The following is a 15,223-nucleotide window of genomic DNA, read 5'->3' on the forward strand; positions in this document are numbered from 1 at the left end:
CAACCATTGCTCCAGCTGGCAAGGGAACGGAGGCCTGCTGTGGTCCATGGCTTAATTGAGAGGCAGGAAGGCTTTGATGGGCTGTCAGGAATTCTGTAACGGTGCTCCAGGAGCGAATCCGGGTGTGGCCCCTGCGAGACTGAGGCCGGCAACCGGTCGCGCTGCGCGCTCCCTCTCCGTAGCAGTATGCCCTGTCGGCTGACCCGTCCACCCACCCACACCCCACTACACAACGTAACAACCACACCCCACCCCCAACAAGATTGGTCTAAACCACAAAGATCGCTGACAGAAAAGAAAACACACGATTCCCGACCCCCATAAACAGCCGAGCGTCAAATACCAAACCCGAAATACCCTCATCCGGATACCAAATCTGCAACGACTCCGATCGATGCATCAAAACCACCGTTGTGTAGCATCCGGAATTCTGCCCCACTCCCGCCTGGAAAACCCGCGAGAACAGCCCTTGAACTTGAACATGACTGTGCCCCGGCCTGTTCGGCCGGGGCACGGTTCGCAGCGTCAGGAGGTCAGGCGCCGATTCCGACGGAGGAGACGTAGGCGTAGGCGGCGTAGTCGGAGTCGAGGTCGGTGATGACGTCGTCCCAGATCTCGTCCACCATCGCCTCGTCCCGGGCGGCCCAGGCCTGGACGAGGTCCGGCCAGATGTACCGGACGGTGATGGAGCGGTCGCTGAGGGGCCGGCTGTACTTGGAATCGACGTGGGTCTGGTCGACGGGGTAGATCTCCATACGGCTGCCGCGGCCGTCGTTGTCGAGGTGCCGGACGAGCCATCCGGAGCGGATCAGGTTCTCCCGCCGGCGCCACCAGTACGCCGCGTCGATCCGCTCCCTGGACGCCGCCGAGGGCGTGGCCTTCCCCCGCGTCCACGAACGCAGGGAACGGGTGCTGACGCCTTGTTCGGCCAGCGCCTCGCGGCCGGCTGGGCTGTCGAGGTAGCGCAGGCGTGCGGCCAAGCCACGGCGGGAGGTGACCGGCGAGACGATGCCGGAGGAGTGCACGATCCGGTTGAGCTCCAGGATCAGGGCCTCCCCGCCCTTCATCCCTCGGGCGTCATGCCTTCCCCAGTCGCCCCAACGGGCCCACAGATCCTCGGAACCTGCCATCAGCCCTTACCCCCCAGAAGGTAGGTCAGCTTTTCCTTCACCTGATTCAGGTCCCTGCCCTCCGCGAACACCGACCGCCAGTCACCGACGACGTGCAGTTCGTCCGTGCCAGAAATCTCCACGACCTGCAATCCGGCCTTATGCGCCTTATTGGCCTTCATCCACAGATTCGCGAACGCTTTCGCCCGGATGATATGCATCCAATCCGGGCGCCGCAGCTCACGGTTCGCCGTCGATTCACCCACTGTCGATACCAATTTAGAATACATGGCTTTCACGTAGGCGACGGTCAATTCGTCACCCTCGGCAAGTGCGGTCTTCCTTGTTTCGGCCAGAGCACGACGAAGTTTTTCCAGCAGGCCCTCGGTGCCGCCGGAGACGAGGGATCGGTGAATGGTCGGGGCGTCGGCGAGGTTCTGTCGGGCGCAGTCGAGGAGGAGGCGGAGGGTGGATTCGCTGACCCACAACTCCCCCGGCTCCTGGCGGTTGCCCAACGGGTTCGGGAGATCGGTGTGCTCCCAAGAGGCTGGGGTGAGCAGGTGGACGCCGGACTTCTTCGGGTCGTGTACGCCGCTGGTGTCCTCGCGGAGCTGACCGATCGGCAACCAGCACTTGAGCGCGGAGAGGTAGGCGGCGTTCATGTCCAGAGCCGTCACCTCGAACTCCTCGCCCTTCTTGGCCGCCTGGAACACAGCGGAGTTACGCCACTTCGGACGGCCCTCCCAGATCTCGTCCGCGCCCTTCTGGGAGCGCTTGCGCAGGATGTCCGCGGTGGGTGGGAACTCGGAGTGCTCGTACCGGCCACCCACCCGGGAAGCCTTCAACAAGGCCATCACGTCCGGGATCGCCGCCTTGATCAGCTCGGCCTGCGCGCCGTCGACGTCACCGGTGTGCTCGGCCAGGACGTCGTGGACTCGGCCGGTGATCCGACCGATCAGATCGTCCGAGGCGTACGTACGCGGGCTCCTCGGCCTCGCCGCGGGCTCCGCGGCCTGAGCAGGTGCTGGCGCAGCGGGTGACGGCTCGGGCTGGGCTGGCTGCACCAGCGGCTCGGTCGGCTCTACGCGCTCGGTCGGGAGCGGCGCAGCCGGGGCGGGGGGCGAGACGACGGCGGGGGCGGGGTTCGCTGCGGCGACGGCGGCCGCGCACTGCTCGGCGCTCAGGTGCTGCGGGAACCCTTCGAGTTCGTCACTGGTCGGCTGACCACACAGCACGCACAGGCCCACCGGCGCCGCAGGGGCGAGCACGGCAGCCGCCGTCGGCTCGGCGGGGAACAAGGCGGCCGGGGCCGGCTGCGCGACGGCCGCGGGCGCCGCCACGGCGTCCGCGGGACGTAGAGCGGGGGTCGAGCCGTGGAGCACGCCCACCGCGTGCGTAGGACCGGCGAGGAGGTCCAGGAAGTGCAGGCCGAAGTGCTCGGCGAGTTGGTCGACGTCTTCGAGCGACCAGTGCTGACGGCCCGCCTGTTTGCGTGAGACCTGCGCCTGGGACAGGCCGAGCCCGTCCGCGAGGTCGTTCTGACGCTCACCGGTGCGCGACATCAACGCGGCGACCGTGAGCCTGAGGAGATCCTCAACACCCATCATGCATGCAACACTAGCATTCTCAATACTTATTTCGCATATTTCATGCACAAATTGCCTGCCGTATGTGAAGTCAGTGTGCCCCCGTCCCTCTGGGCCGGGAGCGAGATGCTCGGCCCAGGGCCTCGACGCGTCGGTGAGCCTTCGCTTGGACCAGGCGTCAATGCGTCAGCGCTTGGTTCCTGCTCACCGGCGGCATGCGGCAGCCCGCCGTACTTTCACCTGGCAGCCGGGAGGATGGCCCAGTAGGTGACGGTGTGCGCCAGGATGCGGGTGCCGTGGGCGCTTGCCAACAGGGTGATGATGGTCACGCCCCGGCCGCGTTCTTCCGGTGCACAGCTCGTGGCCCAGGTGCCGTGGTTGTCGGTGGGGCCGCCGTCGTCGACTTCGATGTGCAGGGTGCCGTCGTCTTCGGCCTGGTGCAGGTGGAGGGCGAGGGGAGGTAGGGCGTGTTCGAGGGCGTTGGTGACGAGTTCGGATACGACGAGGAGTGCATTGTCGATGGTGTCGTCGTCGACGTTCCATGTGTGGAGTACGGCGCCGGCGATGCGGCGTGCGGTGCCGGCTGACTCGGGGTGGTGCGGCAGCCACCAGATGCGGGGGGCGTTGGCCTGTGCGTGGGTGGCGAGCCGTATCGGCACGGTGGGGGGAGGTGCTGTTTCCGTGTGGGGGCTGGCGTCCATGGCAGGGTCCTGCCGGTCGGGTGTGTGAGAGGTGGGGGTGGAGCCGGGCTTCGGTGGTCAGCGCAGGAGCTGGTCGAGGACGGTTGAGGCGAGCGCGGCGTCGAGTGCGCCCACCCCGGTGAGGTCGGCGACCGTGATGGCTGTTTCGGGGCGGTCGAGGGGTGCTTTGAGGAGTTCGCCCGCCGCGATGTCGCTGTCCTCGGTGGTGGCCCCGGCACGGACGGCGTGGCCGAAATCTCCGTGGTCGATGCACTGGGCGTGGTCGTCCGTCGCGATGACCTGTGCGCGGTGGAAGAGCGCGGGCGGGAGCTCGTTCTTGTGGGGCATGTCTGTTCCGATGCCCGTCACGTGTGCGCCTTGGCGTACGTGGGTGGCGTCCAGAACGGGGGTCGTGGCCGCGGTGGCGGTGATGATCATGTCGGCGGCGGCGGCGTCCTGAGCCGCTGCGGGCCGGGCGTTGAGTCCGTGCAGGTGGAGCTGTTCGCACAGGGCGTTGGTTCTGTGCAGGGTGCGGCCGTGGACGAGCACGGTGGTGACGGTGCGGAGTTCGGCCAGCCAGGTGGCCTGGAGGCGGGCTTGTTCGCCGGTGCCGAAGACGGCCAGGGTCGTGGCGTCGGGGCGGGACATGGCGTGGGTGATCAGGGCGCCCGCCGCCGCGGTGCGCCAGGCGGTCAGCAGACCGCGGTCGTCGAGGACTGCGCGTATCTGTCCGGTGCGGGCGCTGACGACGCAGACCAAGCCGTGGTTGGAGGGGATGCCGAGGGCGGAGTTGCTGTAGAAGCCGGTGGCGATCTTGACGGTGAAGTTGGGGGCGCCGGTGATCAGGCCGGCTTTCACGTGGCAGTCGCCGTCGGCTTCGGGGAAGGCCATGTGCAGCGGGGGCGGCACGCTGGTACGGCCTTCGGCGTGGGCGATCAGCCCGTCCTGGACGGTGTCCAGGACCTGCCGCGAGGTGACCGTCCGTTCGATGTCGGTCAGGTCGAAAACGGGGAGGTTCATCGGCGGGCCCGCATCCATGAGGCGAAGGCGGCCAGGCCTTCTTCCGGGTCGCGTCGGCCGATGCCGATGCGGAACCGGTCGGCGGGAGTGGCGGTGAGTTCGGAGTGGTAGATGCTCGCGGGCAGCAGCAGGACGCCGGCTTCCTCCACCAGACGGGTGCAGAACTCCTCCACCCCCTCGGCGCCGAGGTAGCGGGGATAGGCGACGCATCCGCCGTCCGGGGCCTGCCACTCGAAGTCGTCCGCGAACTCGGCGAAGAACGCCTCGAACGCGGGCAGGTTCGCCGCGATCCGGGCCCGATTGCGGTCCAGGAGCGTGGCGCGGGCCTTCAGCGCGATGCGGGCCAGGACCTCGCTGGGCGCGGAGTTGCAGATGGTCGTGTAGTGCTTGGCGCGCTCCAGACGGGAGCGCAGCTCGCGGTCGCGGCAGGTGATCCAGCCGATCCGGAGGCCTGGCAGTCCCAGGGACTTGGAGGTCACGTTCAGGGACAGTGCGCGCTCGGAGAGATCGGCGGCCTGGGGCAGGATGCGTGCCGGGTCGTGTTCGAGGCCTCGGTAGACCTCGTCGCTGAACAGGTGGATGTCCCGCTCGTCGCACAGCCGGGCGAGCGCGGTGAAGTCGGCCGCGTCGATGATCTTGCCGGTCGGGTTGTTGGGGAAGTTCACCGAGACGACCCGGGTGTTGGGCCGTATCGCCGCGGCGACCTCGTCCATGTCCAGGGCCCAGTCCCGGTCCGGGTCGAGGGCCACCCCGGTGACCTCGCACAGTGCCATCGGCACGGTCTCGGCGGCCTGGTAGTTCGGGGTCACCACCACCGCGTGGTCGCCCGCGCCGAGGAGGACGTTCATGGCCAGGTAGAGGGCTTCCTCGGCACCGGCGAAGCAGATGACGTCGTCGGCGCCGGCGCGCTCGTACGTCTGCGCAATCACTTCACGCAGTGCCGGGTCGCCGAACGTCTCGGTGTAGCCCAGGGGCAGGTTCTCGAAGGCGTCCCGGTCCTTGTCGTCGGCCAGCGCGAGGAGCTCGCCGAGCGTCATGGTCTGCACGTCGGAGGCGGTCAGGTGATGGCGGGCGGTGAACTCCCACCGCGAGAAGTACGTCTCCAGGCGGAAATCGGGCAGCCGGGTCATGGTGCATCAGTCCTTTGCGCTGGGTGTTCTGAGCTCGGCCAGCAGGCCGTAGACGGTGGACCGGGACACCCGCAGCGCCCCGGCGACGACCGGGGCGGCGCGGCGCACCGCGAACACGCGGGCCTCGTCCAGGCGGCCGAGGACGGCCAGGCGGTCCTGGCGGGTCATGCGTTCGACGGGGCGGCCCGTCTCACGGACGTAGGAGCCGATCACATGCTGGATGCGCTCGGACCAGTCCTCCTCGAACAACGGCTCGGGTCGCTCCACGACCGGGGCGCCGAAGGCGGACAGGACCGCCGCGGCCTGTTCCAGCGGGGTGCGGTCGAGGTTGATGCACAGGACCGCCGACGGCCGGTCCTGCGCATCCCGCAGGACCGCGCTCACCGAGGACAGGCGCCGGCCGTCCACCAGCATCTTCGGGTACGGCCCGTACACGTCCTGAGCCGACGGGGCGAGCGCGTCCAGCTCGCCGAGCAGCGAAGGATCTCCCGCGCGGCGGGTGGTCATCGGGTTCCAGATCTGAAGCACCCGGTCGGTTTCCGGATCGTGCAGGACCACCTCGGCATACGGGCCGAGCAGCAGCGCGACGGCCTGGCACACCGGTCCCCACATCCGAAGACGAGGATCGCGATCCGCTTCTGTTCCACTCATGTTTGAACTGTACGTCCAGTCTGGACATAATGTCCAGAGATCCATGAGGGCCGTTCCCGCAGGCCCGGAAGTGGTCGAAGAGCTGCCCCGTCCAACTGCGCACCGAACGTCGACAGCAGGCCGGAGCACTCGGCGTAGGTAGCTGCTGGGGGCTGCGGGCCTGCAGTACGTTCCAGGCGCTGTACCGGACGACCCGCTCGCCGTCGGGCATGGTGCCGGGCTCTGCGTCACGGCCGGAAGGCCCGGGGCGATCGGCTGTGGGGAACACTGGGCCGGTGATATGCGAAACGGCGGTGCGGTGAACTGGTCCCCGGGTCTGCTGGGTTTCACGGCGGGCCTGGTGATCTCGGTGGTGACCGCGCCGGTCGGCGTGTCAGGGGCCGTGTTCCTGCTGCCCGTCCAGGTCAGTGTCCTGGGTGTTCCCTCGCCGGCGGTGACACCCACGAACCTGCTCTACAACGTCGTCGCCGGACCCGGGGCCCTGCTCCGTCACGCCCGCGCCGGCCGGCTCGGCGGGCCGCTGACCCGCCTGTTGCTCGTCGGAACGGTCCCCGGAGTCGTGATCGGCGCCGTCATCCGCGTGTTCGCGATCCCCGGCCCTACCATCTTCCGTCTCCTGATCGCCGTCTTCCTGCTGCCGCTGGGCCTGTGGCTGTGCCGGCGGACCCTGCGCCCGGCCGCCGCGGAGCGGCCGATGCGTCGGCCGACGACGCGGGCGACCGGCACCCTGGCCATGGCGGTGGGCACGGTCGGAGGGATCTACGGCATCGGCGGCGGTTCACTCCTCGGCCCGATCCTGGCCGGGCGGGGTATACCGGTCGCCGAGGTGGCCCCGGCCGCCCTCGCCTCGACGTTCGTCACCTCCGTGGTGGGAGCGGGCACCTACGCACTGCTGTCCCTGACCGGCAGCAGCCGCCGTTCCGGTCAAACTTCGCTGAGACTGGTCAACGGGACAGGGCAGAATGCCCCGACTCGCCACGTCCGAGGTCTGCTGATCACCGCGGGCGTCCTGCCCTGGCGTCACGAACAGCTGGCTCACCTCGAACACTGGATCACCCACAGCATGCCCGCGCTCCTCGCACCTCACCACACGCCGGTGATCAGGCCCTTTGCCGAATGGCACGTCCTGCGTGACGCCCGCCGCCGCACCGCCCGCAGCCGCTACTCCGTTGGTGCCGCCAGTTCGCGGGCAGCTTTCTTGCCGAACACGACTGCACCCACCACCTACGCCGCTGTCTGACCGACGGCAGGCTGCCACGCGAAGTGCGGATCATGGGCGCCCTCGTCCTCCTCTATGCCTTGCCGCTCAGCCGGATCTCGGAGCTCACGACCACCCAGTTCCGGCGTACGCCGGACGGAGCGTTCCTCGCGCTGGGCCGCCACCCCGTGCTCGTCCCACCCCGCCTCGCCCTCCTGATCGAGGAACAGATGGAAGACCCTGGCACGGGATACTTCCGCCGTCAGCTCGACGACGGGACGCACTACCTGCTGCCCGGTCAGGCGCCGGGCCGCGCCCGCAACCCCCTCGGCGCCGGCGCCCTCCTGCGCTCACACGGCCTCCCCGTTCTCATCACACGCAATACCGCAATGATCGAAGCCGTCACGGACCTGCCGCCGATCATCGTCGCCGACCTGTTCGGCCTGCACCCCAGCACTGCCAACCGCTGGGCCGGCTACGCCAACGACAGCTGGACCCACTACCTGGCGGCCCGTGACAACCAGCCTCCCGCGCCTCCGTGACAACGGTATTCAGCAGCGAATGCGGTCCAGGGTGTTGCTGATGGATGTCAGGAGTTGCGTGGGGTTACCAGGCCGGATTCGTAGGCGAGGACCACGAGCTGGGCACGGTCTCGGGCGTGGAGCTTGGTCATGGCCCGGTTGACGTGGGTCTTCGCGGTCAGCGGGCTGATCACCATACGGGCCGCGATCTCGTCGTTGGACAGGCCGTGCGCGACCAGGACGACGGACTCCCGTTCGCGGCCGGTCAGCTCCTCCAGAGACTTGCCGGTGCCGCTGGAGGTGGCGGGCGGCTGGGCGACGTAGCGGTCGATCAGCTTGCGGGTGATCGAGGGCGCGAGCAGGGCGTCGCCGCGCGCTGCGACGCGTACGGCGTGCAGGAAGTCCTCCGGGTAGATGTCTTTGACGAGGAATCCGGCGGCGCCGGCGCGGAGGGCGTTGAAGACGTGCTCGTCCAGGCCGTAGTTGGTCAGGATGACGACGTGCACTCCGGCGAGGGCGGGGTCGGCTGCGATGCACCGGGTCGTCTCGATGCCGTCGAGGACCGGCATCTGGATGTCGATGAGCGCGATGTCGGGAAGGTGCTCCCTGGCAAGCTCCAGGCCTTCCTGCCCGTTGGACGCCTCGGCCACGACCTCGATGTCTTCTTCGAGGTCGAGGAACGCGCGGAATCCGCTGCGGATGAGCGGCTGGTCGTCGATCAGCAGGACACGGATCACGAGGCACGCTCCACGGGGAGTTCGGCCTGGACGGTGAAGCCGCCCTCGTTTCTCGGTTCGGCTCGGAGCCGGCCGCCAAGGGCGGTGACGCGTTCGCGCATCCCCAGGAGCCCGATGCCGGGCTCCGGCGCACTGTCCGACGTGGCTTTGCCGTCGTCGTCGATGCGGATCGCGAGGGTGTCCGGCCGGTAGTCGATGTGGACCGATGCCGTCCCGGCGTTCGCGTGACGGGCGATGTTGGTCAGCGATTCCTGAACGACCCGGTAGGCGGTCCTGCCCACTGCGGTGGGCACGTCGTGGCGCTGGCCCTCGATCGTCAGCGTCGCCTCCAGGCCGCTCTTGCCGGCCCGCTCGACGAGTTCGGTGACGTGATCGAGCCCGTGCGGCGGGGTGGTGTCGTCGTCGCGCAGCGCCTCCAGGGTCGCGCGGAGCTCGCGGGACGCCTCCCGGCCTGCCTCCCGGATCGCCAGCAGAGCCTCCGGTACCTCTTCGCCACGCTTCCTGGCCACGTGGACGGCGGCTTCGGACTGCACCTTGATGACCGAGATCTGGTGGGTGAGCGAATCGTGCAGCTCCCGCGCGATGTGCAGCCGTTCCTCGTCGGCGCGGCGCCGTGCGGTCTCCTCCCGGGTGCGTTCGGCTTCGTCTGCCCGCTGCTCGGCCTGCCGCAGGGCTTCACCGGCCGCGCCGGCGGCGATGAGCCAGGCGATTTGGAGGGCTCCCCGGGCCTGCGCGAACGCCTCGCCCGTGTCGTGCAGGCCAGAGACCAGGGCCGCGAGGGGAAGTGCCGCCAGCACGGCCACGCTCACCGCCACCGTGACGATGCGGTGTCCCGCCCGCATCGCCGCATACACCGCGAAGAGGAACGCGACGGCAGCCACATCGAACCCTGCCGCCTGGTACCCCACAGCGCACAGCCCGGTGACGGCGAGGACGGCGACCGGAGCCCGGCGGCCCGCGGCCAGCGCCAGGCCACCGACCGCCAACAGCACGTAGCCGAGCGGGCCGAGGCCCGTTGCGGGGTGATGCCCGGACAGCCCGGTGACCAACAGCGCCCCCGCCACGCCTATGGCGATCAGCCAGTCTCTGACACCGGCCCGTACGCGGAACCGTCCTTTGTTCATGCGCGCACCGTAGCCCGTGGCAGCCGCGGGCGAATCCCGCTCGCGGACTAGCCGCCGGCTACCACGCATGCAGTAGCTCCGCAGCGCTTGCCATGTCCGTGGTAGCGCGAAGTGCCTGCGGCTGCTGGACGACCTGCCACAGCCCGGCCGACATGCTCGAACCACATCCAGTCGTGGGAAGAGAAGGAGCACCCTGATGTCCACTCGTCGCCTGTTCGCCGCCGTCCCGGCCGCCCTGCTCGCCGGGATCGGTCTTGCCACACCAGCAGCAGCGCACGCCTCGCTCCAGCCGCTCGCCGCCAGTGTCACCGACTTCAGCCCCGGGCGGCTCGTCGCCGCCACTGGCGGGCTGCTGGGGCTGGCCGCCCTGATCATCGCCGTGCTCGCGCTGAAGCGACCCGCCGGTCGGCTCGGCACCGCCAACGGGTCGCTCGGGGCCACAGTGGCCGTGGTCGGGGGGCTGATCGCCATGGCCCTCGGCGGGCTGGTCGCGGCCACCGCCGACAGTGGGATCGGCACCGGCAACGGGAGGGGCGGCGCCTACGTGGCCCTGCTGCTCGGGCTGGCCGGCACTGCGTTGGGCGGGCGGGCTTGGAACCGCTCCCGCCGCACCCGTTGACCACAGCGGATACGTGTTCTGCCGTGGTCACGCCCTGCGGGCGGTCACCGCGCGACGTACCGCGTACGCAGCGGCTCCGGCGGCCAGCACAGCGGCGCCGGAGATCACCGACGAGGTCGGCAGGGCGAACGCGAGGACGAGGCAGCCGGCCAGCCCGACGGCCGGGATGATCCGTGTCGGCCGGCCCTCGTCCGGGGCGAGGGTCCAGGCGGAGGCATTGGCGATGGCGTAGTAGGCGAGCACCCCGAAGGGGGAGAACCCGATCGCCGCGCGTACGTCGGTGGTCGCGGCGAGTGCGGCCACGACGGCGCCGACCACGAGTTCGGCCCGGTGCGGCACCTGGAACTTCGGATGGACGGCGGCCAGGGCGTGCGGGAGGTGGTGGTCGCGGGCCATCGCCAGGGTCGTGCGCGAGACCCCGAGGATCAGGGCGAGGAGCGAGCCGAGCGCGGCCACCGCGGCGCCCACCCGCACGACCGGCGCCAGCCAGTCCGCGCCTGCGGCCCGTACGGCATCCGACAGCGGAGCGGTGGCCTCCGCTACCCCCTGCGGGCCCAGCACGAGCAGGACGGCGACGGCCACGGCCGCGTAGACGACGAGTGCGATGCCGAGGGCGAGCGGGATGGCCCGCGGGATGGTGCGGGCGGGGTCGCGGACCTCCTCCCCCAGCGTGGCGATGCGGGCATAGCCGGCGAAGGCGAAGAACAGCAGGCCCGCCGCCTGGAGCACCCCGCCGAAGGTCGCATCGTCACCGACGCCGAGCCAGGCCGCGTCCGCGTCACCGGAGGTGACCGCGGCGACCACCGCCGCGGCCAGCACGGCCAGGACCACGGCGACAATGACGCGGGTCAGCCGTGTGGAGAGAACAGCAGGTCAAAAGCCACCAGACCGCACTTCAGCGACTGAAGCGACTCAACTTCGGAGTCGGACTCATTCGACTGCATCAACCGTTTCCAAAAAGACTACTGGCCGCGCTGCGCCCTGCTGGGCCTGGCCTGGGGGCCTGGAGCAACGAGCGAGATCGTGGAGCCCGAAGGCTGAGGAGTGACCTTGCGGAGTTGAGTCGCTTGCTTGAGTCGCTCCGTAAAACCGCAGGTCAGATGCTGGACAGGAACCCCTTCAGCGACTGAAGCGACTCAACTTCAGGTATATGAGGACATTCCTGTGTGCGCGTGTGCGTCATATATAGGAGGCTTCAGTCGCTTCAGTCGCTGTATGGAGGGTTCCAGGCTCTTGACCTGCAGGTTCTTTGAGAGCGACTCACAGCGACTGAAGCGTTCGGTCGCTCCGGTCGTCCCGTCAGTCGCTTGCCGGCTCCCTGTGGGTCGGGAAACGACACGCCGGGCCCAATGGCTCCGACACGCTGCACACGGTTCCTGGCTGACTTCGCTAGTCTGTGTTCGTCGTTGAGTCGCTTCAGTCGCTGTGAGGGGAAGTACATGCCTTCTGAGCTGCGGTTTTCTCGCAGCGACTCAGGGCAGTCGACCTCTGAGCGCTCGGTCGCCGGTCTGAGGCTGGCGCGGTGGTGTGCCAGCAACGGCTGGCCCGTTCACCCGCTTGCGCCCGGGCGCAAGACGCCCACGGCCAATTGCCGAGATTGCGCCGAACCCGGCCACACTCACGCCGACTGTCCCTGTCTGCAGGCCGGCCGCTGGTGTCACGGTTTCCATGCCGCGACCTTGGACTACTCGCGCATCGAGGACTGGTGGACCGGCACCCCGGCCTTGGGCGTCGGAGTTGCTTGCGGGCCCGCGGACCTGGTCGTCATCGACATCGATGCACACACGAGTGAACTGCCGTCCCGTGACCGACTCCTCCCTGGGATCCCGGTAGGGGACGCTGTCGATCTGAGCGGCCTACGGACGGGCTTTCACTCCTTGGCCGTGCTGGCGGCTCTCCGCGGTGAGACCTCTCCCGCCGAAGACGACTCGACCCTGCGTGTACGGACGCCCTCGGGCGGCATGCACGTCTGGTACCGGGCCACCGACGGTCGTCAGTGGCAGTGCTCCACCGGATCCGGGAAGAGGGCTCTCGCCTGGCAGGTCGATGTCCGTGCGCACGGCGGCTACATCGTCGCACCGGGCACGAGCACGTCCATGGGGACGTACAAGCCGCTGGGGAAGGTCCGGCAACCGGCCCCACTGCCCGCGTGGCTGGCGCAGGAACTGCAGCGGACCGGTCACCTGCCGGCTCCACACATTCCCGCGCCACGCCCTGTTCCACCGCGTGCCCGCCAGGCCGTCCTCGCAGCCGGCGGAGGCCAGGACAGAACCGCACGCCTCCTGAGCGCCCTCCTCGCCGACGTCACGGCGTGCGCCGAGTTCACGGAAGGGTCCGGGTTCACCGAGAAGCTCAACAGGGCCGCGTACAGCTTGGGAGGGCTTGTCGCGGCAGGCCATCTCACCGACTCCGTCGCCCAGGAAGCCCTGAGGGAAGCTGCCGCCGCGGCCCGTCCCGGCCAGGAGCAGCGCTCGGCCCAGATCATTCGCAGCGGCATGGCCGCCGGCGCCAAGCGCCCCCTGCACCTTGGAGGCCGCCGGTGAGCCCAGCACCCGAAACCGACGGTTTCCTCTTCGACTTCGACCCTGAGGCCGTCGCCGCGCAGATTCTTGCCCAGGCCCCGCCGACTCTGCCGACACAGGGCGGTGAACGAGCACACGTAGATCACGCGACTGCCGCCGGGCTCCTGCCCGACACCCTCAGCGACCGTGGCAACGCCAAGCTCTTCGTCCGTCTGTACGCCGGGGACTACCGTCACGTCCCCGGCCTCGGCTGGTACCGCTGGGACACCACCCGCTGGCAGGTCGACGAGGACGACACGGTCGTTTGGGCCGCAGGGGACCTTGCCGAGGCCATCGCAACGACGGACCCCCGCGGCATCCACAGCAACCAGTCGCTGCAGAAGCACCGCCGCCGGGCGCTGAGCACCTCCGGTATGAACGCCATGCTCACCCAGGCCAAGTCGGCCCCCGGCATGGTCCTGCGGGCCGAGCTCCTCGACGCCGACCCGTACGCCCTGTGCACGCCCGCAGGCATCGTCGACCTGTACACCGGTCTCATCCGCGCGCCCCAGCCCGACAAGGACTTCCACTCCCGCTCGACCTCCACCGGCCCCAAGCAGCAACCGACCCCCCGCTGGGAGCGCTTCCTCACCGACACCTTCGGCGCTGACGCCGAAGGCCGGGAGATGATCGACTTCCTGCACCTGATGCTCGGCTACTCCATCACCGGAGACGTCGGCGCCCAGGTCATGCCCTTCCTCTTCGGAGCCGGCAAGAACGGCAAGTCCGTTCTCCTCGACGTCCTCATGAAACTCCTGGGTGACTACGCCGACGCCGCCCCGCCCGGCTTCCTGATGGCCCGCACCTTCGACGGCCACCCCACCGAACTCGCCGAGCTGCACGGCCGGCGCGTCATCGTCTGCTCGGAGGTGAAGCCGGGCGACAAGTTCGACGAGGCCCGCGTCAAGCTCCTCACCGGCGGTGACCGGATCAAGGCCCGCCGCATGAGGCAGGACTTCTTCTCCTTCGCCCCCACCCACAAGCTCTGGCTCATCGGCAACCACCGCCCCGAGGTCGGCACCGGAGGCTTCGCCTTCTGGCGTCGCATGAGGCTCGTCCCCTTCGAGAAGGTCGTCTCCGACGATCGGAAGATCGACAACCTCGCCGACATCCTCGTCACCGAGGAGGGCCCCGGCATCCTCGCCTGGCTCATCGACGGCGCACGCCGCTACCTCGCGGGCGAGAAAGATCTCACCGGTCCCGCCCCGGTCCGGATCGCGACCACCGCGTACGCCGAGACCGAAGACCACACCGGTCGCTTCTTCGACGAAAGCTGCACCTTCCACGCCGACCACCGGGCCGAACAAGCCCGCCTCTACAGCGTCTACCGCACCTGGTGCCAGAATGAGGGCGCGCCCACCATCTCCTCCCGCGCCTTCGCGGCCCGGGCCCGAGAGCTCGTAGGCCTCGCCTCACCCAAAGAAATGATCTTGTCCAACTCCAAGAAGTACTACCCCGGCATCGGACTGCTCGCTGAGGAGGAGAACGCATGAGCTCGCTCATCTCCGACGACGAGATCCACCACGAGGTCGACCTGGTCTGGCTCGAAGACGTCACCGAACTCGACTACGTCCGCCAGTCGCTCGACCGGCTCCCCACCCGCCGAGGCAAACCCGCCTACCACCGCGACGGCCGCCTCGTCGGCTATGCCCAGCTGGGGCCTCAGGCCAAGGCCTCCCGCTCCAGCGGGACCTTCCGCCGCCGTGTCTTCTGGCTCCTGCCCCACGATCGCGACACCGTCCCGGACGGCCTTTACGCCTCCGGCGCCCCGGCCGAAGCGGTCGACCCGACCACACTGACTGCCGGGAGCAAGGGCCGGAAGACCAAACGGTCGGAGAGGCCGGTGCAAGTTGCCGACGTATAGCGACTCCCTCTGAGACTTTGAAGACGAGAACATGAGTCCGCCCTTCGGTCGCTTCAGTCGCTGACCTTCCGCTGGAAGGCCTCTGACCTGCAATTTCCTGGAAGCGACTGAAACGGGAAGATGGGCGGAGGTTCGAATCCGGGGGGCGACAGTCCCCGAACCGAACGGCGTCCGGCGGGTCCACCGCACGGCCGGGGCCGCTCCCTGCGCGGGGGCGAGGACGGCTACGGCCATCACCTCGAGGCAGACTCGGATGGCGTTGCCTGCGAGTGGTCCCCCGTCTTTGCCTGGCCATCGTCGACCGGCTCACCTTCAACGGCGCGATCATCGAGACCGGCACCGAGTCCTACCGCCTCGCTCAGGCCGAGGCCAAGCTGGAGAGGACACACACCCGCTCGGGGTGAAGGGCCACCCGCACCAGCA

General features: G+C 69.0%; 13 protein-coding genes and 3 pseudogenes. 7 read left to right on the forward strand and 9 right to left on the reverse strand.

Annotated elements, in window-relative coordinates; genetic code table 11:
* Positions 1 to 533: 533 nt before the first annotated feature.
* From ACWG52_RS38665 to ACWG52_RS38690, 6 genes are all read right to left on the reverse strand, one after another.
* Entirely contained in the window at positions 534 to 1,130 is a 597-nt protein-coding gene (locus ACWG52_RS38665) for a hypothetical protein (RefSeq protein ID WP_390140266.1), read from the reverse strand.
* The gene (locus ACWG52_RS38670) at positions 1,130 to 2,716 is read right to left on the reverse strand and encodes a helix-turn-helix domain-containing protein (RefSeq protein ID WP_390140264.1); all 1,587 of its coding nucleotides are present in this window, start codon (positions 2,714 to 2,716) and stop codon (positions 1,130 to 1,132) included. Before ACWG52_RS38670 ends, ACWG52_RS38665 begins: the two co-directional genes overlap by 1 nt.
* Before the next feature lie 215 nt (positions 2,717 to 2,931).
* Positions 2,932 to 3,396 (reverse strand): ATP-binding protein, encoded by a 465-nt coding sequence (locus tag ACWG52_RS38675; protein WP_453129116.1) that lies wholly within the window; start codon positions 3,394 to 3,396, stop codon positions 2,932 to 2,934.
* 57 nt (positions 3,397 to 3,453) lie between these two features.
* Entirely contained in the window at positions 3,454 to 4,395 is a 942-nt protein-coding gene (locus ACWG52_RS38680) for an ornithine cyclodeaminase family protein (RefSeq protein ID WP_389814606.1), read from the reverse strand.
* A complete protein-coding gene (locus ACWG52_RS38685) occupies positions 4,392 to 5,525 on the reverse strand; it encodes an aminotransferase class I/II-fold pyridoxal phosphate-dependent enzyme (RefSeq protein WP_389814609.1) in 1,134 nt (377 codons plus the stop codon). Before ACWG52_RS38685 ends, ACWG52_RS38680 begins: the two co-directional genes overlap by 4 nt.
* Positions 5,526 to 5,531: 6 nt before the next feature.
* Positions 5,532 to 6,176 (reverse strand): helix-turn-helix transcriptional regulator, encoded by a 645-nt coding sequence (locus ACWG52_RS38690; protein WP_389814611.1) that lies wholly within the window; start codon positions 6,174 to 6,176, stop codon positions 5,532 to 5,534.
* Positions 6,177 to 6,474: 298 nt separating this feature from the next.
* On the opposite strand from ACWG52_RS38690, the pseudogene ACWG52_RS38695 reads away from it, so the two are divergent.
* Both ACWG52_RS38695 and ACWG52_RS38700 read left to right on the forward strand, forming a co-directional pair.
* A pseudogene (locus tag ACWG52_RS38695) lies at positions 6,475 to 7,134 on the forward strand (sulfite exporter TauE/SafE family protein); the annotation flags it as partial.
* Positions 7,135 to 7,448: 314 nt separating this feature from the next.
* Complete coding sequence (locus ACWG52_RS38700) at positions 7,449 to 7,916, forward strand: hypothetical protein (protein ID WP_453129117.1); 468 nt, start codon at positions 7,449 to 7,451, stop codon at positions 7,914 to 7,916.
* 47 nt (positions 7,917 to 7,963) lie between these two features.
* Here the strand turns inward: ACWG52_RS38700 and ACWG52_RS38705 are convergent, their stop codons facing one another.
* Positions 7,964 to 8,632 carry a response regulator gene (locus tag ACWG52_RS38705; RefSeq protein ID WP_390140262.1) on the reverse strand — a complete coding sequence of 223 codons (669 nt, stop codon included), beginning with the start codon at positions 8,630 to 8,632 and terminating at the stop codon, positions 7,964 to 7,966.
* On the reverse strand, positions 8,629 to 9,756 hold the full coding sequence (locus ACWG52_RS38710; protein WP_389814630.1) for a sensor histidine kinase: 1,128 nt from the start codon (positions 9,754 to 9,756) through the stop codon (positions 8,629 to 8,631). Before ACWG52_RS38710 ends, ACWG52_RS38705 begins: the two co-directional genes overlap by 4 nt.
* Before the next feature lie 196 nt (positions 9,757 to 9,952).
* Between ACWG52_RS38710 and ACWG52_RS38715 the strand changes: the two genes are divergently transcribed.
* Entirely contained in the window at positions 9,953 to 10,375 is a 423-nt protein-coding gene (locus ACWG52_RS38715) for a DUF6223 family protein (protein ID WP_389814633.1), read from the forward strand.
* Between the two features lie 27 nt (positions 10,376 to 10,402).
* Here ACWG52_RS38715 and ACWG52_RS38720 read toward each other — a convergent pair.
* Positions 10,403 to 11,236, reverse strand: a pseudogene (locus tag ACWG52_RS38720) (APC family permease); the annotation flags it as partial.
* A 578-nt stretch (positions 11,237 to 11,814) separates the two neighbouring features.
* Here ACWG52_RS38720 and ACWG52_RS38725 point away from each other — a divergent pair.
* From ACWG52_RS38725 to ACWG52_RS38740, 4 genes and pseudogenes are all read left to right on the forward strand, one after another.
* Positions 11,815 to 12,918 (forward strand): bifunctional DNA primase/polymerase, encoded by a 1,104-nt coding sequence (locus tag ACWG52_RS38725; protein WP_389814636.1) that lies wholly within the window; start codon positions 11,815 to 11,817, stop codon positions 12,916 to 12,918.
* Positions 12,915 to 14,429, forward strand: coding sequence for a DNA primase family protein (locus tag ACWG52_RS38730; RefSeq protein ID WP_033220429.1), 1,515 nt, complete (start codon positions 12,915 to 12,917; stop codon positions 14,427 to 14,429). The genes ACWG52_RS38725 and ACWG52_RS38730 overlap by 4 nt, the downstream gene beginning before the upstream one ends.
* Positions 14,426 to 14,800 (forward strand): DUF6009 family protein, encoded by a 375-nt coding sequence (locus ACWG52_RS38735; protein ID WP_389814639.1) that lies wholly within the window; start codon positions 14,426 to 14,428, stop codon positions 14,798 to 14,800. Before ACWG52_RS38730 ends, ACWG52_RS38735 begins: the two co-directional genes overlap by 4 nt.
* A 251-nt stretch (positions 14,801 to 15,051) precedes the next feature.
* Positions 15,052 to 15,204: pseudogene (locus tag ACWG52_RS38740) on the forward strand (IS21-like element helper ATPase IstB); the annotation flags it as partial.
* Between the last annotated feature and the right edge of the window lie 19 nt (positions 15,205 to 15,223).

Source organism: Streptomyces sp. CLCI03 (genome assembly GCF_053615355.1).